We start from the raw sequence: 22,329 nt of genomic DNA on the forward strand, positions 1-22,329 counted from the left end.
AAAGTAGTAAACGTTTTACCCTTTGTTGATCAACAAAGAGTTCACCTAACGGTGAACTCTTTTTTCGTTTTAGAGGGCTACTCAGCTTTTAGCATGCGCTGGTAAAGCCAGTCTTTTAATTCAGAGCGGTCGTGTTTTAGCTGGTGCATTTGCTCATCACTAATGGGTGCGTCTTTAAGTTCAAGCACTCTAATTTCTTTATCGAGCTTGTCATACTGCTGCGCTTTTTCTGCAAAGTCGGCATCGTCTTGGTTCAGCTTTGCAATGGTATTTAAGTGATCTGGAAAGTCGTTGGTTAATGAGTGGTCTTCGCCTAACATATTCGCTCCTTAGTAGGATATAAATGAGTTGTTTAAGTGAATTACTACCTTTTCATTTATTACTCTGGGGTTTAGACAATCATAAATCAACCATTGCTAACCTAAATTGATATAGCGCAAATAACCGTTTAGTTTTAAACCCAGTGCTATTTTTCCCAATAAGGGGTTTCGCCAAAGTACTCAATAAAGTGATCGATAAACGCACGTACTTTAGGCGCTAAAAGACGATTACTTGGGTACACTGCCCAAATAGCGGTATTAGCAACTAGCGGGTAATCTTTTAAAATTTCGACTAGGCGGCCATCATTTAAATACTCATAGCTGCACCAGTTAGAACTTATAGTTACACCTAGCCCCATAGCACATGCATCTCGTACGGCTTCACCGTTATCAAATCGAAGTGCGCCTTTGGTTTTTATATTTAATGTATCTTGCTCTGCTTTAAACGCCCAGCTTTCTACTCCTGCTAAATTAATGGTTTGATGGTTTACTAAATCTTGCGGTGTTTTAGGTAAACCATTTTTTGCAATGTACTCGGGCGATGCACACACAATACGGCTGTCGGTGGCAAGTTTACGGGCAATTAGGTTTGAATCTTTAAGAGCTGCATCACGAATAGCGATATCAAAGCCGCCTTCTACTAAATCAACGATGGCATCGCTAAAGCGACAATCTATGGTGAGATCAGGGTACTTTTGAGTAAAGCTTTTTAACGCAGGCACTATGTGCATACGCCCAAAAGAGGCGGGTGCAGTAATACGCAATGTGCCCTGCGGCACTAAGCTGCCAGCGCCTACAGAGGCGCGTGCGGTTTCAAGTGTGGCTAATACCTCTTCTGCATGAGGTAAAAATGCTTCACCTTCTTCAGTAAGCGACACCTTACGTGTGGTGCGATGAATAAGCCTAACCCCTAAGCTATCTTCTAATTTACTAATATACGCGCTAGCTACTGCTGGCGATAAATTTAGTTCTCGCCCTGCAAGGCTAATATTATGGGTATTAGCTATGCGTACAAATAAAGCAATGTGGTCGTTATTCATTCGCTATTCTCAATATTATTTTGAAACAGATTGTACATTTAGCTTTATTATCATTTATATCAAGTGAAACTACAATGAAGCCTCATTACAAGATTACACATCAACAAATAACAGAGGCAATACCCATGAAAGCAATGACAATTAATAATTTTGGTGGCACTGAAGAATTTGTAGCAGCAGACGTTGCAAAACCACAAGTAACAGCAGGCAACGTGTTAGTTCGTATTGCTGCAACGAGCGTAAATACAATTGATATGATGATTCGTCAAATGGGTGCTGACCTACCATTTGCTCCAAAGCTACCTGGTATTTTAGGTATGGACTTTGCGGGTACCATTGAAGCAGTTGGTGAAGGCGTAACAGAATTTGCAGTAGGCGACGAAATTTACGGTTGTGCGGGTGGCTTAGGCGACTTACCAGGTGCACTTGCAGAGTTTATGCTTGCAGATAAGCGTTTAATTGCTCACAAACCTAAAAACTTAACAATGAAAGAAGCGGCAGCTATTCCACTTGTAGGTATTACAGCACTTGAAGGTTTAACACGTGCAAATGTAAGCGCAGGCCAAAAAGTATTAGTACACGGCGGAGCAGGTGGTGTAGGCCATTTAGCAGTACAACTTGCTAAGCATTTTGGCGCAGATGTTTACTCAACAGGCGGTAACGCTGAGCAATTAGCCCTTATTGAAAGCTTTGGCGCAACAGGCATTAACTTTAAAGACGAAACCGTAGAGCAATACGTTGAAAAACACACAAGCAACGTTGGTTTTGACATGGTGTTTGACACAGTAGGCGGCGGTAACCTGACTAACTCTTTTGCAGCAGCAAAATTAAATGCTCAGGTATCTACAACGCTTTCTTTATTGGAACTTGATTTAAGCCCAGTACACTTTAAAGGGTTATCGTTAAATGTAATCTTTATGCTTATTCCAATGATTCACGACTTTAACCGTCAAGACCATGGCGACAAACTAGCACAGCTTGCACAAATTGTTGAAGCAGGCGGTATGCGCCCTGTACTTGATGAGCAATCGTTTACACTTGCCGACACAGCTAAAGCACACGACCGTTTAGCTAGCGGCCAAGCAATGGGTAAAGTGGTAATTGACGTAGAGTAATTACGTACCCTATTTAAAAACCTATTTATGAGCCGCTAGCATTAGCGGCTTTTTTATTTGCGCTAATTACATTTCTTAGTTGTTTTACTGCAAAAAAATGAATAATAATCGGGGTGGTTACGCTCTGTATACAAATGTACGTAGTTAAGCACTTTTAATTACGTTTTAGACTAATTATTTAAAAGTTAAGTAGTGAAGCGCCATGAGAATTCTAAATCAAAAATTTGCTAGTAAAGCTAGGCAGTTTTATATAGGTGTTGTGCTAGTGGGTGTGATGCTTTCTGCTGTGGTTTATTATCAGGCAGAAACAATTAAAAGCACGTCTGCTAAGTTAATGGAGCAACAAATACCGGCGCTGCGCGATATTCGCTTAATAGAAACCTACCTCGTAAAACAAGAGCGTTTATTGTATGAATACTATGCAACTAATAATAGTGAATTGTATTTAATCGACTTTTTAGAAAATCATGTACATATACTTACGCTAATAAAAAACCTAGACCGTAGCCATGGCTCCTTAGCGTTAGAGAGCAGCTTGCGTAATGAGTTTTCGGATGGGTTGGATTTAGCTCTTAAACTACACGAAAACTTATCAAGCCCCGTAACAAGCTGGGATTTAGCAAGGCACCAACTCGAAAAGCTAACAGAGCTACAAGCGTTGATGATGGGCAGCCTAGCTAGTGCAGAAGCATACATTTCAAAAGAGGTCGATAACGGCTATAAAAATACCGAAAGTAATCTGCATACTACAGTGCAAATTGTTATTTTGTTTTCGCTTGGTTTGGTATTAGTAAGCGTATATACCGGGCGCTACGCCTCTAAATTTATTAAGTTAAGCGCGGCAAACGAACGGTTAGCGCTGTTTCCTCGACGTAATCCAAATCCAATAATGAGTTTTAATAACCAGTTAGCGCTAAGCTTTTGTAATCCTGCAGCTAATAAAATGCATAAGGCGTATATTTCTGATCAAAATACCACGCCCCTCGCATTACTAAGCCGCAATATACACGAGCAACTTTTAGAGGTTAAAAAAAGCGATAAACACGTAAAGCAGTTTTTTAATCAGTTAGAGCGCCATTACTTAAATTACGAAATTCATTGGTTAGAAGAGATAGATGCTTTTGATGTACACATACGCGATGTAACCGAACAATTTGAGGCAGAGCGCTCACTTGAATATTTAGCATTTCATCATTCATCTTCTAAGCTGCCAAATCAGGTCAGTCTTAAAAAGTACACTAACGAGCTAATGCAGCAAAGCCAAGCGTTTAGCTTAATGCTAATAGAGGTAAACCATTTTAAATTATTACTAGAACAATACGGGTTAACTGGTGCTAATTTATGTATTAATGCGTTTGCTAAGCATTTATCGCACTGCGCGCAAGAGTTTACTCAGCGCCACCGCAGCAAAAATATGCTGACTATTTATCATATTGCTGATGCCAACTTTGCCATTGTATATACCGAGCAAGACTGCAGCGTGGCAATTGATCAGCTCCTTAGTCAAATGCACACACGCTTAAGCCAAATGATAGATACCCCTTACGGCGAAATGCGTATGAACTTTACCAGCGGTGTAACGCAGTACCCAAGTAGCAGTAATAGTTATAACGAATTATTACTGCATGCCAACATAGCTTTAGAAGAAGCCGACAAGCGCAACACTAGCTATGGCTTGTTTGATCAACAAAGTGGTGAAAAACACGCACGCAGAATGCATATAGCGCGAAGCCTCGAAACCGCCATAGAAAAGCAGCAGTTTGTTTTATATTTTCAGCCAAAAATGAAAATAAAATCGCACACCATAGATAGCTGCGAATGCTTAATTAGATGGTTTGATGATGGAGAATTTATATCGCCAGCGCAGTTTATTCCTATTGCCGAGCACAGTGGATTTATATTGCCATTAGGCGAGTGGATACTCGACACCGCCTTTGCGCAAGCTAAAGCATGGCATGAGCAAGGTTTACATATTCGTTTAGCTATTAATATATCGGCGCGTCAATTTACTCAGCAAGACTTTGTAGCGGGAATAAAAGAGCGATTACAGCGCTTTGCTGTACCCGCTGAATTAATAGAGCTCGAAATAACCGAAACAGCCATTATGGACGATGAAGAGTTTGGTATTTCGGTACTGCAAGCGCTTAGTACACTTGGGATTAGTTTATCAATAGATGACTTTGGTACAGGGTATTCATCGCTGGGTTACTTACAGCGCTTTCCGGTTAATAAACTAAAAATAGATCAATCATTTGTGCGCAATATGGCAAGCGATAAACGCGACCAAGCCCTAGTGCTGAGTATTTGCCAATTAGCTAAAAACTTAGGGCTCGACATTATTGCCGAAGGCGTAGAAGAGCACGCACAGCTTGAAAAATTAAAAGAGTATAACTGCGACCAAATACAGGGCTACTTATTAAGCCGACCAATACCGGCCGATGAGTTTGAAGCTTTTTTAGCAAAAGGCGTTAGCTTTTAAGGCGTTTTGCTAATGTATGTTGGGTAATTATTAGTGATAGAATAGCCGCATAAACGCTTCTATCGCTCACTGTACAAGCCATATGTGAGCAAAGAGCAGTACATTATTAATTAAGGTCGTTGTGTAATGCTGTTAATGATCGATAACTACGATTCGTTTACGTATAACCTAGTACAATATTTTCAGCGCTTAGACCAAGAAGTTTTGGTAAAGCGTAATGACGAAATATCTGTTGCACAAATAAAGCAACTAAACCCGCAGCATATTGTTATTTCACCTGGGCCATGTACGCCAAATGAGGCGGGCATATCACTAAGTGTGGTAGAGCAGCTTAAAGGTATTTACCCAATATTAGGCATTTGCCTTGGGCACCAAAGCATAGCGCAAGCATTAGGTGGTAAGGTTATTCGTGCAAAGCAGGTTATGCATGGTAAAACCTCACCTATTGTTCATAATAATAAGGGTGTATTTACCGGTTTAGAAAACCCACTTACGGTGTGTCGTTATCATTCGCTGGTGGTCGAAAAGCACAGCTTACCAAGTGAATTAGCCATTACCGCATGGAGTCAAACCGAACAAGGTGAGTTTGATGAAATTATGGGGTTACTGCACACGGAGCTTGCACTTGAAGGCGTGCAATTTCATCCTGAGGCTATTTTAACAACTCAAGGGCTCGAATTGCTTGCTAACTTTTTATCTCGCTTCTAACCTTACAGTTACCACCGAATGGCAAAACTAACACTGAATGGACTTTATGACTGAACTTGCGTCGCAACAGCGAATAGCCACAATGCTTGACCAGCGTGCTCACGATCTGCTGCTTGGCCATAGTTTTGCACATCAACAAATAGGCTTCATACATACGTTAGACATTGATTATGGCAAACCTATGAAGCAACGTACTTTATTAGAAGTAGAAGTTGCCGCACAGCAAAAACGCCAGCAAAACAGCACCGCGCATCATAAGTACCGTGCACAAGCGAGTAAACAACTTCATAAAGTAATAGAAACAGCCATATTTAAGCAACTAGAAGATATGGATGGGGTAATTCAAAACACCATAGGTATAGAAGATAACGTGGCGACTATGCTAGATATACTCGCGGTTAAGTCGGTGTCTGTTGGGCGCTTAGAGCCATTAATAAATGACTCAAGTTGGCTTGGTCGCGAATTAGTATCATTAGTAAACCTACCTTACTACCGAAAGCAGCGCAGTAAAACCACCTCAGTTAAAGTAGACAGCCCAGCACTTGCACTGCGTTATATTGGCCTTGATAACTTACAGTTGGTAATTCCTACTTTTGCGGTGCGTCATTGGATGCCTCACAGTACAGAGCCATTTCCATTATTAAAGCGCCGCCTGCGCGATGCCGCAATGGCCAATGCAATAGCAGCGCAAAAAATTGCTGAGCTTAACGATGTAAACCCTATTCATGCTTTTACACTTGGAATGCTTATAGATGTAGGACGTATTGCCTTAGTGCGTTTGTACTTAAAAACTTTTGAGCAGGTATGGCAACGAAAAGTGCAAATAGCGCGAGAAGCACAGCAAAAAAATTTACATACGGCCTTAATGGAGCTAAAACCAGATCCTTTATTTTTAACTACCTTGCTAAGCAATAAGTCGCTTGAGTTAAGTGCTAAAGTAATCCGCAAAATGGCTTTTCAGTACTTGCCGTTTGACCATGTTATGGCGCAGCTTGTTCATGGTGTTCACCAAAGTAGCGATGTTTTCCCAATGAGCGAAGTGATGCTCAAAGCCCGATGTTATTCTCAGTATTTAAACCTTAAGCATCATCAGCTTATTGAAGAAGATGAAGTAGAAGCGTGGTTTTCGTATCATCAGTTCACTAAAAATGAACTAAAAACCCTCGAAACAAGCAATTTTACCAATCTGGCTATTCAAATTGACTAAAAATCAGCTTATTGGCTGGGCCTTTAATAGGTAATTTAGTGCTGGTGGCGCTAAATTTTCCTTAACTATTGAATTTTTTGTTAATTTTTTTGCGACTATTCATTCATTAACATCTCCTTTGGCGCACCTTACTTTAAGCACTTATTGTAAGGCGCGGCTCAGTGCACAGGCGCTAAAGCTGCAAAACAAGCTATTTATTATCTATGCAAATAGTTATTCACTATCTATGAAATAATATCCCAAGCCCTTTATTTTAAAGGCCTGCATGAAAGTTTTTAACGAGACACAATCACAAATATCTGAAATAATGAGCGCCTGAAAATTGAACCACAAGGCAGTTTTACGCTCAATCTTTTGCTATTTAGTGCGTAAATATCTTGGTTACATTTATAGCCAAACACCTATTTTGATGTTTTGTGTTGCTCACAATTAAGAGGAAAAAAAATGACAGTAAATCGCGAATTATTTGATCACGTAATGGTTCCTAACTACGCACCTTCAAGTGTAATTCCTGTTCGAGGCGAAGGCTCTCGCGTATGGGATCAACAAGGCAAAGAGTTTGTTGATTTTGCCGGCGGTATTGCTGTTAACTGTCTTGGTCATTGCCACCCTGCATTGGTAGGTGCATTAAAAGAGCAAGGCGAAAAAATTTGGCACCTTTCAAACGTAATGACTAATGAACCTGCGCTTCGTTTAGCTAAAAAAATGGTTGATGCCACCTTTGCTGAAAAAGTGTACTTTGCCAATTCTGGCGCAGAAGCAAACGAAGCCGCACTTAAATTAGCGCGTCGTTTTGCACTTGATAAATTTGGCGCAGAAAAATCGCAAATTATCTCATTTAACAAAGGCTTCCACGGCCGTACTTTCTTTACCGTAACCGTAGGCGGACAAGCTGCATACTCAGATGGTTTTGGTCCTAAGCCTGGCGACATTGTACATTGTGATTACAATGACCTAGCTGCTTTTGAAGCGCTAATTAGCGACAAAACATGTGCAGTAATGATGGAGCCACTACAAGGTGAAGGCGGTATTGTTTCGCCAACTGACGAATTTGCACAAGGCGTGCGCGAGTTATGTACTAAGCACAACGCACTGCTTATTTTTGATGAAGTGCAAACAGGTGTTGGCCGTACTGGCGAGCTATACGCATACCAAGGTTTAAACGTAGTGCCTGATATTTTAACATCGGCTAAAGCATTAGGCGGTGGTTTCCCTATCGGCGCAATGCTTACTACAACTGAGATTGCACAGCATCTTAAAGTAGGTACTCACGGTTCTACATACGGTGGTAACCCACTAGCATGTGCAGTTGCAGAAGCTGCATTTGATACTGTAAATACACCTGAAGTACTTGTTGGCGTAAAAGAAAAAGCAGCGTTATTTAACGAGCTACTTGCAGCGGTAAACGAAAAATACAACGTATTTAGCGAAATCCGCGGCCAAGGTTTATTAATTGGTGCAGTAGTAAACGAGCAATACAAAGGCCGTGCTAAAGAGTTTTTAGTAGCGGGTACTGAGCAAGGCTTAATGTCACTTGTTGCAGGCGCTGATGTTGTTCGTTTTACACCTTCATTAGTTATTACCGAAGCGGACATTCGCGAAGGTATGGCACGTTTTGAAAAAGCAGTAGCAAGCGTAGTAAACGCATAACCGCTTTGCACCAACCTATTAAGGGCAAGCCTGCTTGCCCTGCATATTCTATTTACCGTTATTGATAAGGGAGCAAGCGGACTCATGATGATCCTTCGCCCAATCCAGCAAAATGATTACGCAGCGTTATTAAAAATAGCCCACGAATCGGGCCATGGCTTTACGTCTTTGCCGTTAAACGAAGAGTTACTGCAAAAGAAAATTGACCATTCTGTAAGCTCATTTGCTAAACAAACGTCACAACCTGGTGACGAAGGCTACCTGTTTGTTCTTGAAGATACCGAAACCGGTGAAGTAGTGGGTACTTCAGCTATTGAAGCTGCAGTAGGGCTTGATGATGCGTTTTATCATTACCACTTAAGTAAAGTGATTCATTCATCACGCACGCTAGATGTATACAAAGCGGTTGATATTTTAACCCTATGTAACGACTACACCGGTGCAACAGAACTATGTACCTTATTTTTGAAAGATGGCTACCGTAAAAACTGTAACGGTAAGTTACTTTCAAAAGCGCGCTTTATGTTTATAAAACAGCATGAACAGCGTTTTGCACAAACAGTAATAGCAGAAATGCGTGGCGTGTCTGACGAAAACGGCAGCAGCCCGTTTTGGCAGTGGCTAGAAGAGCACTTTTTCTCAATGGACTTTCCAACAGCTGACTACCTTACAGGTATTGGCCAAAAAGTGTTTATTGCCGAACTTATGCCAAAATACCCAATTTACGTAAACTTGCTAAGCAAAGATGCGCAAGCGGTGATTGGTAAAGTACACGACAACACGCGCCCAGCTATTGAGCTATTAAAAAATGAAGGTTTTACCTTCAATGGTTACGTCGATATTTTTGATGCTGGTCCAACAGTAGAAGCAAAAGTAGATAACATCGCCACTATTCGTAATGCGAAAGACTTTAAAGTAGAAATAGGCGAAGCGTCGGGCGATACCATGGTATTGCTGGCTAATGGTAAGTTAGAAGCTTATCGCGCAACAGTTGCTGCACTGAGCTTTGATGAGCGTGCAAGCAGCCTTATTTTATCGCAAGAAATAGCCGATGCACTACAACTGCAATCTGGCGACACAGTAAGCGCAACCCCAGTTTAATTTAGGAGAAAGTATAATGACTCATCCTGCACAATTTATTAATGGTCAGTGGTCACAAGGCCAAGGCACCGCTTTTAATTCAGTAAACCCTGCTAACAACGATGTTATTTGGCAGGCATCATCAGCAACCGCTGAGCAAGTAGATACGGCTGTAAATTCAGCGCGTGAAGCGTTTTACGCATGGGCAGATAAAAGCTTTAGCGAGCGCTTAGAGATAGTAAAAACCTTTGCTGCAACTCTAAAAGAGCACAGCGAAGAACTTGCCATTGCGATTGCTCAAGAAACAGGTAAGCCACTGTGGGAAACGCGCACAGAAGCAGGCGCTATGGTGGGTAAAATTACCATTTCTGAAAAAGCATTTTTAGAGCGCACTGGCGATGTTGAAAACGCCATGCCACTTGGACGCGCTATGATCCGCCACAAGCCACACGGTGTTGTAGCAGTATTTGGCCCGTATAACTTCCCTGGGCACTTACCTAACGGTCACATTGTACCTGCGCTTTTAGCCGGTAATACAGTGGTATTTAAACCATCAGAGCTAACGCCAATGGTTGCTGAGCTTACGCTTAAACTATGGGAAAAAGCCGGTTTACCAGCAGGTGTAATTAACCTAGTGCAAGGTGAAGTAGAAACAGGCAAAGCCCTTGCTGCTCATAAAGGCATTGATGGCTTATTCTTTACCGGTTCTTCGCGCACGGGTCATATTTTACATGAGCAGTTTGCAGGCCAGCCAGGTAAAATTTTAGCGCTAGAAATGGGTGGTAATAACCCACTTATTATTAAAGATGTAGCAGATACTAAAGCTGCAGTACACGATATTATTCAATCGGCGTTTATCTCAAGCGGCCAACGTTGTACCTGTGCACGTAAAGTATTTTTACCTAAAGGCCAACAGGGCGATGATATTTTAGCGCGCCTTATTACTGCTACTAAAGCGATTAAAGTAGGCAACTACGATGATGCAGACCAGCCATTTATGGGCTCTATGATCTCATCTGCGGCTGCAGCAGGCATGGTTAAAGCACAGAATGAGCTTGTAGAACTTGGTGGTGAAGTACTGGTAGAGCTTGAGCACACAGCAAATACCGGTTTTGTAACGCCAGGTATTATTGAGTGTTCAGCAATTGGCGACTTCCCAGATGAAGAGCATTTTGGCCCGTTATTAAAAGTGTTCCGCTTTGACGACTTTGACCAAGCAATCGATAAAGCAAACGACACAAGCTTTGGTTTATCAGCAGGCTTACTCAGTGACAGCCAAGCCGATTACGATCACTTTTTACGTCGTATTCGTGCTGGTATTGTTAACTGGAACCGCCCAATTACTGGCGCATCAAGCGCAGCCCCATTTGGTGGTATTGGTGCGTCGGGTAATCACAGAGCAAGTGCGTATTACGCAGCCGATTACTGTGCATACCCAGTTGCCTCGGTTGAGCTTGAAAAAGTAGCAATGCCAGCAACACTAAGCCCAGGCTTAAAAATAGATTAATTAGCAAACTATTATTGGTAATTAATTATTAGAAAAGCAGCTTAGGCTGCTTTTTTTGTATTGGTATCGCGCAAAGCTAGTAATTAGTAGCGCTTTCTGCTTAAATCTATGCAATTAGTTATTCAAAGGTGAAAATTACAATGGTTTTAGACAGGCAAGGGTACGATGACTTGATCATGTATCTAACTCAAAATTTAGCCTTATTTGAGAAGCCAGGCGAAATCAAACCCGGTGCGCCAACGGTAATGGAGCTCATAGAAGACGTAATAGCGCAAAACGTTATGCTAATTTGTGAACAACATACAAATTTAAACACCGAACAGCGTAGCCAAATTGTGCGCGAAGTTGACGGTATAGTGTACGACTTGCAAGAAGTGCTTAGCAGCATAACCTCGCAACCTGTAACGGTTGAGCAACACGCTTTTATAGATGAGTTCGCAGGGCTTATTAAAAACCTTTTTGATAACGCGGTATCTCACGCTTCTTAATCCTACGTGTAACTGTGCGCAGTATTAATCATTCGCTGCGCATATTATCCTTCCTCACCTTGTTAATAACGACCTTAAAAATTAATCTCAGCGCTCACGTATCGTTGCAGATTGGTATACAATCAATAAAATTTTTTTAGAGATAAACACATGCAAGCAAATGTAAAATGGGTTGAAGGCGATACCTTTATTGGCCGTTCTAATTCTAATCATAATATCGTTTTTGATGCCGGAAGCGACAGCGCCGCACCTAGCCCAATGGAAATGGTGTTAATGTCGGTTGGGTGTTGTTCGTCGGTTGACGTGGTAAGTATTTTAAAAAAAGCCAAACAAGACTTTTCTGACGTGCAAGTGCAGTTAAGCTCTGAGCGCGCCGAAACAGCGCCTCGTGTATTTACTAAAATTAATTTACACTTTGTTGTTAAAGGCAATAATGTGTCGGAAAAACACCTCGCACGTGCGGTTTCGCTTTCTGCTGAAAAGTATTGTTCAGTTGCTTTAATGCTTGATAAAACAGTAGAAATTACCCACAGCCACGAAGTTGTGCAAGATCAGGTAAAATAACGCTTTTTCCATAAGGAAAATTCGTATAAAATCCGCGAACTTTTCATTCTGCAGGTGCAGATTTCACTAATTTATAGGTTGGTTTATCATGAACAAACCCTTCGATAAACTTAAACTTCATGGCTTTAATAATTTAACCAAAAGTTTAAGCTTTAGTATTTACGACATTTGCTACGCAAAGACCGAGCAACAACGTAAAGAATATATTGAATATATCGACGAGCAGTACAGTGCAGATAGACTAACCGACATACTAGGTGACGTTGTTGATATTATTGGTGCCAACATTTTAAATGTGGCGCGCCAAGACTATGAACCACAAGGCGCAAGTGTGACTATTTTGGTTTCGGAAGAGCCGGTAGAAGAGCAGCAAAATTACGATGCTGACGAAGCACCAGGCCCACTTCCTGATTCAGTGGTTGCGCACCTAGATAAAAGCCACATTTGTGTACATACCTACCCAGAGGCTCACCCTGATGATGGTATTTGTACATTCCGTGCCGATATTGAAGTATCTACCTGTGGCATTATTTCGCCACTTAAAGCGTTAAACTTCTTAATTCATAGCCTTGAGTCAGACGTAGTAACGATTGATTACCGTGTACGTGGTTTTACCCGCGACATAAACGGTGTTAAACACTACATTGACCATGCTATCAACTCTATTCAAAACTTCATGACAGAAGATACTAAAGAAGCGTACCAAATGATGGACGTGAACGTGTATCAAGAAAACCTGTTCCATACCAAAATGATGTTAAAAGAAACCGACTTAAATACCTATTTATTCGGCCTTTCTACTGATGAGTTATCGGATGAAGAAGAAGAAGAGATTCGCTCTAAACTAACCCGCGAAATGCAGGAAATATTCTACGGTCGTAACCTACCAGACGCAGAATAAACAGTTTAAAGTAATTTGATTTTATTAAAAATGGCGCTCAGTGAGCGCCATTTTTTATGGGGTAATATTTTTGCTATTAATTAAGCATACTGTAAATAAGCGCACATACGGCTAAAGAGCCAACAGCAAGAATAAACAAGGTACTTAAGCGATTGCGGTACTTACTCAGTGCAGGCACTTTGTACACGGCAATCATAGGCATAATAAATAAAATCATCGCGATGATAGGGCCAGATAGCTGATCCATCATGTCTAAAATGCTCGGGTTTTTAACCGCACAAAACCAAATAGCAAAAAACATAATGAGTACACCAATTTTGTCGGCTACTTTGGCGCTTAAGCTCGTTTGTTTAGTAACCAAACCGGTAAAGCTTTCGCGAGCGCCTAAAAAGTGCCCTAAAAACGATGAGGTAATAGCTATAAACGCAACCAGTGGTCCAAGAGTGGCGATATACGAATTACTGGTGATGTTAGCAAGGTAGGATAAAATCGATACGTTCGCTGCTTTAGCTGCCGCCATTTGCTCGCCAGTCAGTGATAGTACGCACGAAAATACAAACAGCAGTACAAATACAATAAGTAACAAGCTAGTGCGCTTTAAAATGGCCTCAGCCTTGTTAGTGGCCTGATTGCCATAATGCCCACGCTGTACGTTCACAAAGCTTGAAATAGCCGCCGCATGGCTAAACGAAAACACAATAATAGGAATAGATAACCACAGTGTTTTAGTAAAGCTGCCCGCCTCAGGAAAGCTCATATCTGGCATTTGCCAGCTCGGAATTAAATATATCGATAAGCAAAATAAAATACCGACCAATGGGTAAACCAAAATAGCAAAGGCACGCAGCATTAAACGCTCGCCACCCATCATAAGGCTTATCATACCCGCTACTAATACGCCCGAAAGCAGCACGCGAGAAGGTGACTCAAGCCCCATTTGGTTCACCATAAAGCTATCAACCGTATTGGTTAAACCAACGCCGTAAATAAGCAAAATTGGGAATATAGATAAAAAGTATAATAAAGAGATTAACCTGCCCGCCGTTACACCAAAGTGCTCCTCAACAACATCGGTAAAATCTGAATCTTTATTTTTAGACGAAAGCACAAAGCGGGCTAAGCCACGGTGCGCTAAAAAGGTCATCGGAAACGCTAAACACGCCATAATAATCAGTGGCCAAAAACCACCTATACCAATGTTAATAGGTAAAAATAAAATACCGGCACCTACTGCGGTGCCAAAAAGGCTTAACGTCCACTGCGTATCGTGCAGGTTCCATTTAGAAGTCGGTGTGTGTTCACCTGTTGATGATGCATTTGAAAGCGTTGCATCTTGTGATGGTGTCATGTGTGTGCTCATCCATTATTTAAATAATAATCGCGCGCAAGAATATAGTTTTTAGCTAAAACTTTCATGTTTTGAGGCATTTTGTAGACTAATTAATTAGACGCCGTTGCAGCAAAAGTGTCATGAATACGAAACAGCGCTGTAAAATTAAACAAATACCTCAACCTCCACAATTTGTAGGTTGGGTAAAGCGAAGCGACACCCAACACGCCATAGGGTCGTTTGTGCGGTAAAGCTAGGTAGGCGGCTTCATAACGTGAAAGCAGAGGGGCATTTTTATTGGCTTCAACTAAAAATCAAAGCTTGTTCACAAAATCTGTTAAGTAGAAGCCATTGCTCATAACTTCATAAGAGATTTATTCTAAACTCCGTTATACTTCCTGCAATTAAATATGCCAAACGAAGTAAACAGGCCGCTAACTGCAATGAGCAAAGACATTCTTTTTCATACTATTTTCCCACACGAAACCAGTAAAACATGGGTTGTATTTGTTCATGGTGCAGGTGGTAGTTCGGCAATTTGGTTTCGCCAACTTAAAGCCTATAAAAAAGAATATAATGTATTGTTGCTCGATCTTCGTGGTCACGGTAAATCGAATAACTTAGTGCAAAACTTTGTAGATAATAATTACTCGTTTAATAAGGTCTCTAAAGACATTATCGATGTGCTAGATCATAACAACATTCCCAGTGCACACTTTGTTGGTATTTCATTGGGCACTATTCTTATTCGCAATATTGCTGAAATTGCGCCGCAATATGTTTCTAGCATGGTGCTAGGTGGCGCGGTTACTCGCTTTAATACGCGCAGTAATACGCTGGTTTATTTAGGGAATACTTTTAAACACTTCTTGCCCTATATGTGGCTGTATCGCTTATTTGCTTTTATCATGATGCCGAAAAAACGCCATAAAGAATCTCGACTTTTGTTTGTTCGTGAAGCAAAGCGCTTATGCCAAAAAGAGTTTATAAAGTGGTTTGAATTAGCCATGGACGTAAACCCTTTAATGCAGTACTTCAAAGAAAAAGACATTGATATACCCATCCTTTACATTATGGGTAAAGAAGATCACATGTTCCTTGGCCCTGTTAAAGAAATGGTAAAGCGTCATAAAAATAGCGTACTGCAAACTATTCACCAATGTGGCCATGTTTGTAATGTAGAACGCCCAGACTTATTCAACCAGCACTCGCTTGCTTTTATCGCCCAGCAAAACCGTTAAAAGCTGTAGATACAATAGGGATAGGACTTTCTTTTTTGCTTTCGCCCTAAACTCAAAACAAGGCCTGTCCTGAAAGAATGCCGAAAGAATAAAACTCCATTTTTATATCAAAGTGTAGGTTGGGTAGAGCGAAGCGAAACCCAACACATCATGGCGTTTGCGAGTAGCAAGTCAAGAGGGCTATCTTCATAACGAATAGCCTATCTGGATGTAATATTTATAATTAGCAATAACTTACACGATTTGCTATTAATAGAACTACATAAAATAAATTAAGTGTTCTCTGATAAAATTGACAGCACACTATTTTGCAAGGAGAGCAATTTGCAACCAAAGTCGCATACATTATTTCATTTCACAAAGAACTTAGAATTCTTGAAAGATATATTATTAAATGGATTCTGGCCTCGTTTCTGCCTAGAAGATGTAAAATGGTATAGCTCGAATGATGCTCAAGCTGCTTATCCTATTGTCTGTTTTTGTGATATTCCTCTTTCTAGAGTTGATGAACATGTAGATTTTTATGGTAATTTTGGTCTAGGTGTAACGAAGGAATGGGCAAGATTGAATAGGTTATCACCAGTTATTTATCTAAATGAGGGTAGTGCTCAACAATTAGCCTTAAAAAAATTGTTTGGAGAAAATTTAAAAGATAAGCAGTTTTATTGTGGCGCAGGTGATGACATAAATACTATTATGACACATGTGAAGCCTATAGAAGGTAAAATGTTTATCAATGGGCAATTTATATCCAAAGAGTTCCACCAAGAAAATGAATGGAGATTTGCAGTAAATGGAAAGAGTTCAGAGTTAAAAATCGCCCCTTTTCTTTACGAGCATCAGTTTAAGAATTTAAAAGTATTGGAGGCTGAAAACCTAAAGGCTAAAAATACATACAGCCTAAAAATCACCCCTTCTGATATTAAATATCTTTTTGTTAAGGCTGATGCAGATATTCCTGATTTAATCAACTTCATACAAACTGAACTAGATCATTACACTAGTTCGGAAATAAAGATATTAATGTCCAGAGTTGTGTCGTTAGAGACTATTAGAGGTGATCTTTAGTAGGCTAACAATAATTTGAAGGAGGCTGTGGTTTCCCCCAGTTAGTGCTTACCTCTTCATTTCATTAATGAAGCTAAAGCTATCACTTGTCTTGCTGACAACTGATAGCTAACCACTCAAAGCTACTCTTATCCCTCTAAAGCCGAAACAATAAAATACGGATTCAAGTACTCATCTTTGGTGTTATACAAAAGAGGGCTGCCATCTAGCTTAGTGACTTTAGCACCGGCTATTTCGGCGATTGCATGGCCTGCACCTGTATCCCATTCACACGTTGGGCCTAAGCGCGGGTAAATATCGGCGCTGCCTTCAGCCACTAAACATAGTTTTAGTGAGCTGCCTTTTGAGACCATTTCAACGTCGTCAAAGCGTTTTACAAACTCGGCTAAATCAGGTGACGGGTGCGAGCGGCTACCTACAACACGTATTAATCCTTTGTTAGGCTTGGTGGTTACTTTAAGCTCAATACGCTCATCGCCTTTGTCTTTAAACGCGCCAATGTCGTTACTGGCTAAGTACGATACGCCAAGTGCGGGTGCATCAACTACAGCAAGCACAGGTTTGCCGTTTTCGATTAGGGCTATGTTTACGGTAAACTCGCCGTTCTTTTTAATAAACTCTTTAGTGCCGTCGATGGGATCTACTAACCAGTAGCTTTTCCAGGTTTGGCGAATATCCCAGCTTATATCAGCGCTTTCTTCGCTAAGTATAGGTATGTCGGGATTGAGCTGTTTTAACCCTGCCACAATCACTTTATGAGCTGCTAAGTCGGCGTCGGTTACTGGGCTTTCATCGGCTTTGTATTCAACGTTAAAGTCCTTTTCGTAAATCCCCATTATGGCGTTGCCTGCTTTGCGGGCAAGGATGAGGGTTTCTTCTAGTAGCTCGGTTTGGTTCATTGGGGTTAACCTATAATATGCTTTTGTTTTAGATACGTTATCAGTTGAGTAACCGATTGGTCTAGGGTGTTTTTACTGGTATCTAAAATTATTTCTGGGTTGTTGGGTATTTCGTAGCTTGAGTCGATTCCGGTGAAGTGTTTTATCTCTCCTGCGCGGGCTTTTTTGTATAAGCCTTTAGGGTCGCGGCTTTCACATACATCCAGTGGGGTATCTATAAATACTTCAATAAATTCGCCGTCGTCTACTAAGTTACGCACCATGTCGCGCTCTGCTCTAAATGGTGAGATAAACGCGGTAAGCACTAATAAGCCTGCATCGGTCATTAGTTTGGCTGTTTCGCCAACGCGACGTATGTTTTCAATGCGGTCTTCGTCGCTAAAGCCTAGGTCTTTACATAAGCCGTGGCGTACGTTGTCGCCATCGAGCAGGTAGGTGTGCGCACCTTGTTGGTTAAGCGCCGCTTCTAATGCATTTGCTACAGTGCTTTTGCCAGAGCCTGAAAAACCGGTAAACCATAAAATGGCAGGTTTATGCTTTTTTTGCTCACTACGCTGTGCTTTAGTGGTTGCGTAGTTATGCCAAACAATATTTTCGTCCATTGTGTAATCTCTTTTAAATGCCCTAGGTATTAAAAAGGAAATACCAGCGGGATCAGGGTTAATACCGTGATTGAATAAATAATAGAAAGGGGCAAGCCCATCACTATGTAATCTTTTAAGCGGTAATTACCCGCGCTATAAACCATTAAGTTAGTTTGATACCCAAATGGCGATATAAAACTGGCCGATGCGCCAAAGGCAACCGCCATAATAAACGGTAGTGGGTCTACATTAAAACCAACCGCTAATGAGTAAGCTACTGGGAATGACAGCGCAGCTGCGGCGTTATTTGTTATAAGCTCGGTAAATAATACGGTCATTAAAAATATGGCTATAAACGCGCCATACGGGCCAAAATCCCCTAGTACCATAAACAAAGCACTTGATATTTGCCCAGCAAGCCCGGTCTCTATCATTAATTTTGCAAGCCCTATAGCGCTGCCTACTACCGCGAGTAATTCAATAGGAAAGCGGCGTTTAACTTCGCTTAGTTTAATGGTGCCGCTAAGCATTAAGCCTATTAATAATACCAGTAAGCCTTTAACAAGCGGTACTATACCTACAATACTTAGCCCTAATACAGCGGCAAAACCTGCAAGCACAATATTAGATTGTTTTGGTTTTAAGTGTGTTTGTAAGTCAAACCCCGATATATACACAAATTCGCGATTTAAATTAGGCAAACTATAAAAGTTTTTACCAGGGGCAAGTATTAATGAGTCGCCAGCTTGTAATTGTACTTGCCCAAGGCCGCCTTGTAGGCGGTCGTGGCCGCGGCGAATGGCAATAACCGCAGCATGAAATTGTTCTCTAAAGCGGACTTCTTTTACGGTTTTACCAATAAACTTAGAGGATTGACTTACCACTACTTCCACTAGGTGTTCTATGTCTTTTTCATGGTTGTCGTGCACTACTTTTAAGCCATCAAAACGCTGAAGTAGCGGCACCGACTTAATATCGCCCACAAACAGCAGTACGTCGTTTTGCCTAATAATTTGCTGAGGTGTTACTGCGTATATACGCTCATCGCCGCGGATAATTTCGGCGAGGAATAAATCTTTTAAATCGCGAAGGCCGTTTTCTTCTACGGTGCGGCCAATTAATTTAGAGCCTGACTGTACTTTACCTTCGAGGTAAAAAGGAATCACTTCCTGATCGCTTTTACCGTTGTCGGGCAGGTATTTAAGCATCACTAAAATAGTAATAAGGCCCACACTTAATGCGCCAATGCCTACAAGCGTAAAATCAAAAAAGCCCAGTGGCGCCATGCCGGCATCTACAGCAAAGCCGTTTACAATTAAGTTAGTAGAGGTACCAATAAGCGTAATGGTGCCGCCTAAAATAGCGGTGTACGACAGCGGTAACAATAGCTTTGATGGGGAGTGATTTGGGTTGTCTTTTATGGCGGTAATAAGCGATGCAACAACCGCGGTGTTATTAGTGAACGATGACAAAAAAGCAGTAGATAAGCCAAGTTTTGTAACCGACTTTACTAAGCTTCCCTTAGAGAGTGACTGCGAAAGCTGCTGTATTAAGGTGGTTTTTTCAATCGCAATTGAAACAAGTACCAATAACACTAAGGTAATAAGTGACGGATTAGCATAGTTTACTAACATGCTTTCTAGGTCTATTAGCCCAGTTAAATAGCCAGTACCAATAGCACTTACAAATAACCAAGCTGGATTAATGCGGGTGCCAAAAAGGCACCCGACTAAAGTAAGCATAATGCCTGTTAAAACGAGCTGCTCTACCATGCTTTTAAATTCCTAACAGACATTTTTATACTTACAGTTTTGAAATATCAAGCGCTTGCCAATGCGGGAAGTGCTTGCGTACTAAGCTATTAAATTCAACTTCAAAGTCGCTAAAATCGCTTTGTTGTTTTTCGCTTTTTAGTACTTGCTCAATCATACCTGCTGCAACCGTTAAGTTAGATAAGCGGTCAATCAGGATAAACGAGCCAGTTTCGTGGTTGTTGTGATACTCGTCAGCTAAAATTGTTTCGCTTAGTTCAAGCGTTACAATGGCAATTTCGTTTAGCTGAAGTGAATCGGCTGTGCCGTGCTCTAGGGTATTTACATCAATGGTGTGATCAATCTTTTTAACCACGGCTGATGTGTTTTTGCTGCCTAGTTTAATGTTGTAGCTTTTACCAAGTACCAGTGGCGCTTCGTGCATCCACACAAGTTTTGCTTGAACAAGGTTAGTTACCGAAGCCGTTGAGCTTGCAGGTACTATTACATCGCCGCGGCTAATATCTATTTCGCTATTAAGGGTAACGGTAATTGCTTGGCCAGCCTCAGCGTGATCTAGGTTGCCATTAAAGGTGACAATTTCTTTAATGCTTGATGTTTTACCCGACGGTAATACTTTTACTGCATCGCCTACATGTAACTTACCTGATGCCAACGTGCCCTGAAAACCACGGAAGTTTAAGTTAGGGCGTACCACGTACTGCACTGGTAAGCGTGCTTCAAAACCGGTATCGGTTTCTGCTGCTGGTGAGTCTTCTAAAAGCTCAAGTAATGGCTTATCTGTGTAATAAGGCGTATGAGCAGAGCGCGTTACTACGTTGTCGCCTTTAAGCGCCGACATAGGTACAAACTTAATGTTTGATACGTTAAGTTGCTCAGCAAATTTAAGGTAGTCGGCTTTAATTTTTTCATAAACGGTTTCGTCAAAATCAACGATATCCATTTTATTTACTGCTACCACAAACTGTTCAATGCCTAGCGAGTCACAAATAAAGCTATGGCGCTTAGTTTGTACTTGCACACCGTAGCGAGCATCAACCAAAATAATAGCCACATCACTTGTTGATGCGCCTGTTACCATGTTGCGGGTGTATTGCTCGTGCCCTGGGGTGTCGGCAATAATAAATTTACGCTTAGCCGTTGAAAAATAGCGGTACGCTACGTCAATGGTAATGCCTTGCTCGCGCTCAGCTTGTAAGCCATCTACCAGTAGGGCTAAGTCGAGCTCTTCGCCAGCGTTACCTACTTTTTCGTTATCTTTATGAAGGGCTGCTAGCTGATCTTCATAAATTTGGTGGCTATCGTGCAAAAGGCGGCCAATCAGTGTTGATTTACCGTCATCTACGCTGCCACAGGTAAGCATGCGTAATAAGCTTTTATCTTGTTGGCGTGCTAGGTAGGCGTCTATGCCAATTTCTTTTACTTCGTTAATTGTGTCGTTAGTATTGGTAGACATTAGAAATACCCCTCACGTTTTTTCTTCTCCATTGAGCCTGCTGAGTCGTGATCTATTACACGGCCTTCACGTTCAGATGACGTAGATAACAGCATTTCTTCAATAATTTCAGTTAGGTTGCTAGCAGTAGATTCCACTGCACCCGTAAGTGGGTAACAGCCTAAAGTACGAAAACGTACCGACTTCATTTGTGGTACTTCACCATCAGCAAGTGGCATGCGCTCGTCGTCCACCATAATTAAGGTACCGTCGCGCTCAACCACTGGGCGCTCTTTAGCTAAATAAAGCGGCACCATTTCGATGTTTTCTTGGTAAATGTATTGCCAAATATCAAGCTCAGTCCAGTTAGACAGTGGGAATACACGAATGCTCTCACCAGGGTTAACTTGGCTGTTGTAGGTATTCCAAAGTTCTGGGCGCTGGTTTTTAGGGTCCCAACGGTGGTGTTTGTCGCGGAACGAGTAAACACGTTCTTTTGCGCGAGACTTTTCTTCATCGCGGCGTGCGCCACCAAATGCAGCATCAAAGCCGTATTTATCAAGTGCTTGTTTTAAACCTTGGGTTTTCATTATGTCGGTATGCTTACCTGAGCCGTGCTCAAACGGGCTAATACCCATTGCCATGCCTTCTGGGTTTTTGTGTACCAGTAGGTCAAAGCCGTATTCTTTTGCAAGGCGATCGCGAAACTCAATCATTTCACGAAACTTCCAGTTGGTGTCTACGTGTAATAACGGAAACGGAATTTTTGCAGGGTAAAATGCTTTACGCGCTAAGTGCAAAAGTACCGACGAATCTTTACCAATAGAGTAAAGCATTACTGGGTTCTCAAACTCAGCGGCGACTTCGCGCATGATTTTGATACTTTCAGCTTCAAGTTGCTGAAGGTGAGTTAAAGCCATTGTTAGTCGTCCTACTAAAAT

At 41.4% G+C, this 22,329-nt stretch carries 20 protein-coding genes; 12 read left to right on the forward strand and 8 right to left on the reverse strand.

The genetic code is table 11. The features are described from left to right. Positions 1–77 precede the first annotated feature (77 nt). Positions 78–320: an HP1242/YdcH family protein gene (locus tag PESP_RS01200; RefSeq protein ID WP_089346409.1), complete on the reverse strand. Its 243-nt coding sequence runs from the start codon at positions 318–320 to the stop codon at positions 78–80. 146 nt (positions 321–466) lie between these two features. After that, positions 467–1,360: a LysR family transcriptional regulator gene (locus PESP_RS01205; protein ID WP_089346410.1), complete on the reverse strand. Its 894-nt coding sequence runs from the start codon at positions 1,358–1,360 to the stop codon at positions 467–469. A gap of 125 nt (positions 1,361–1,485) precedes the next feature. On the opposite strand from PESP_RS01205, the gene PESP_RS01210 reads away from it, so the two are divergent. The 10 genes from PESP_RS01210 to speD all read left to right on the forward strand — a co-directional run bounded on the left by PESP_RS01210 (position 1,486) and on the right by speD (position 13,059). Further along, on the forward strand, positions 1,486–2,475 hold the full coding sequence (locus PESP_RS01210) for a zinc-dependent alcohol dehydrogenase family protein (protein ID WP_089346411.1): 990 nt from the start codon (positions 1,486–1,488) through the stop codon (positions 2,473–2,475). A 202-nt stretch (positions 2,476–2,677) separates the two neighbouring features. Further along, complete coding sequence (locus PESP_RS01215) at positions 2,678–4,954, forward strand: putative bifunctional diguanylate cyclase/phosphodiesterase (protein ID WP_089346412.1); 2,277 nt, start codon at positions 2,678–2,680, stop codon at positions 4,952–4,954. Between the two features lie 126 nt (positions 4,955–5,080). Beyond that, the gene (locus tag PESP_RS01220) at positions 5,081–5,662 is read left to right on the forward strand and encodes an anthranilate synthase component II (RefSeq protein WP_089346413.1); all 582 of its coding nucleotides are present in this window, start codon (positions 5,081–5,083) and stop codon (positions 5,660–5,662) included. Positions 5,663–5,708: 46 nt separating this feature from the next. After that, positions 5,709–6,869 (forward strand): HDOD domain-containing protein, encoded by a 1,161-nt coding sequence (locus tag PESP_RS01225; protein WP_089346414.1) that lies wholly within the window; start codon positions 5,709–5,711, stop codon positions 6,867–6,869. 444 nt (positions 6,870–7,313) lie between these two features. Next, positions 7,314–8,519 carry an aspartate aminotransferase family protein gene (locus PESP_RS01230; protein WP_089346415.1) on the forward strand — a complete coding sequence of 402 codons (1,206 nt, stop codon included), beginning with the start codon at positions 7,314–7,316 and terminating at the stop codon, positions 8,517–8,519. An 84-nt stretch (positions 8,520–8,603) separates the two neighbouring features. Further along, a complete protein-coding gene (gene astA, locus PESP_RS01235; RefSeq protein ID WP_089346416.1) occupies positions 8,604–9,620 on the forward strand; it encodes an arginine N-succinyltransferase in 1,017 nt (338 codons plus the stop codon). A 16-nt stretch (positions 9,621–9,636) separates the two neighbouring features. Then, positions 9,637–11,106 (forward strand): succinylglutamate-semialdehyde dehydrogenase, encoded by a 1,470-nt coding sequence (astD, locus tag PESP_RS01240; RefSeq protein WP_089346417.1) that lies wholly within the window; start codon positions 9,637–9,639, stop codon positions 11,104–11,106. 140 nt (positions 11,107–11,246) lie between these two features. After that, complete coding sequence (locus PESP_RS01245) at positions 11,247–11,594, forward strand: DUF3802 family protein (RefSeq protein ID WP_089346418.1); 348 nt, start codon at positions 11,247–11,249, stop codon at positions 11,592–11,594. A 150-nt stretch (positions 11,595–11,744) separates the two neighbouring features. After that, entirely contained in the window at positions 11,745–12,158 is a 414-nt protein-coding gene (locus PESP_RS01250; RefSeq protein ID WP_089346419.1) for an OsmC family protein, read from the forward strand. Positions 12,159–12,246: 88 nt separating this feature from the next. After that, positions 12,247–13,059 (forward strand): adenosylmethionine decarboxylase, encoded by an 813-nt coding sequence (gene speD, locus PESP_RS01255; RefSeq protein ID WP_089346420.1) that lies wholly within the window; start codon positions 12,247–12,249, stop codon positions 13,057–13,059. A gap of 76 nt (positions 13,060–13,135) precedes the next feature. Here the strand turns inward: speD and PESP_RS01260 are convergent, their stop codons facing one another. Further along, positions 13,136–14,407, reverse strand: a complete 1,272-nt coding sequence (locus tag PESP_RS01260; RefSeq protein ID WP_089346421.1) for an aromatic amino acid transport family protein — start codon at positions 14,405–14,407, stop codon at positions 13,136–13,138. Positions 14,408–14,832: 425 nt separating this feature from the next. Between PESP_RS01260 and PESP_RS01265 the strand changes: the two genes are divergently transcribed. Continuing rightward, on the forward strand, positions 14,833–15,630 hold the full coding sequence (locus PESP_RS01265) for an alpha/beta fold hydrolase (protein WP_089349066.1): 798 nt from the start codon (positions 14,833–14,835) through the stop codon (positions 15,628–15,630). Between the two features lie 375 nt (positions 15,631–16,005). Beyond that, on the forward strand, positions 16,006–16,698 hold the full coding sequence (locus PESP_RS01270; protein ID WP_214631490.1) for an abortive infection system antitoxin AbiGi family protein: 693 nt from the start codon (positions 16,006–16,008) through the stop codon (positions 16,696–16,698). A gap of 128 nt (positions 16,699–16,826) precedes the next feature. On the opposite strand, the gene cysQ is transcribed toward PESP_RS01270, so the two are convergent. Genes cysQ through cysD form a run of 5 tightly spaced genes read right to left on the reverse strand, consistent with a single transcriptional unit; the run spans position 16,827 to position 22,308 of the window. Next, positions 16,827–17,597, reverse strand: coding sequence for a 3'(2'),5'-bisphosphate nucleotidase CysQ (gene cysQ / locus PESP_RS01275; protein WP_089346423.1), 771 nt, complete (start codon positions 17,595–17,597; stop codon positions 16,827–16,829). Positions 17,598–17,602: 5 nt separating this feature from the next. Beyond that, positions 17,603–18,199: an adenylyl-sulfate kinase gene (gene cysC / locus PESP_RS01280; protein WP_089346424.1), complete on the reverse strand. Its 597-nt coding sequence runs from the start codon at positions 18,197–18,199 to the stop codon at positions 17,603–17,605. A 29-nt stretch (positions 18,200–18,228) separates the two neighbouring features. Next, entirely contained in the window at positions 18,229–19,953 is a 1,725-nt protein-coding gene (locus PESP_RS01285) for an SLC13 family permease (RefSeq protein ID WP_089346425.1), read from the reverse strand. A 31-nt stretch (positions 19,954–19,984) separates the two neighbouring features. Next, on the reverse strand, positions 19,985–21,409 hold the full coding sequence (cysN, locus tag PESP_RS01290) for a sulfate adenylyltransferase subunit CysN (protein ID WP_089346426.1): 1,425 nt from the start codon (positions 21,407–21,409) through the stop codon (positions 19,985–19,987). Further along, positions 21,409–22,308 carry a sulfate adenylyltransferase subunit CysD gene (gene cysD / locus PESP_RS01295; protein ID WP_089346427.1) on the reverse strand — a complete coding sequence of 300 codons (900 nt, stop codon included), beginning with the start codon at positions 22,306–22,308 and terminating at the stop codon, positions 21,409–21,411. The genes cysN and cysD overlap by 1 nt, the downstream gene beginning before the upstream one ends. Positions 22,309–22,329: the final 21 nt, after the last annotated feature.

This window comes from Pseudoalteromonas espejiana DSM 9414, from assembly GCF_002221525.1.
Classification (GTDB): Bacteria; Pseudomonadota; Gammaproteobacteria; order Enterobacterales; family Alteromonadaceae; genus Pseudoalteromonas; species Pseudoalteromonas espejiana.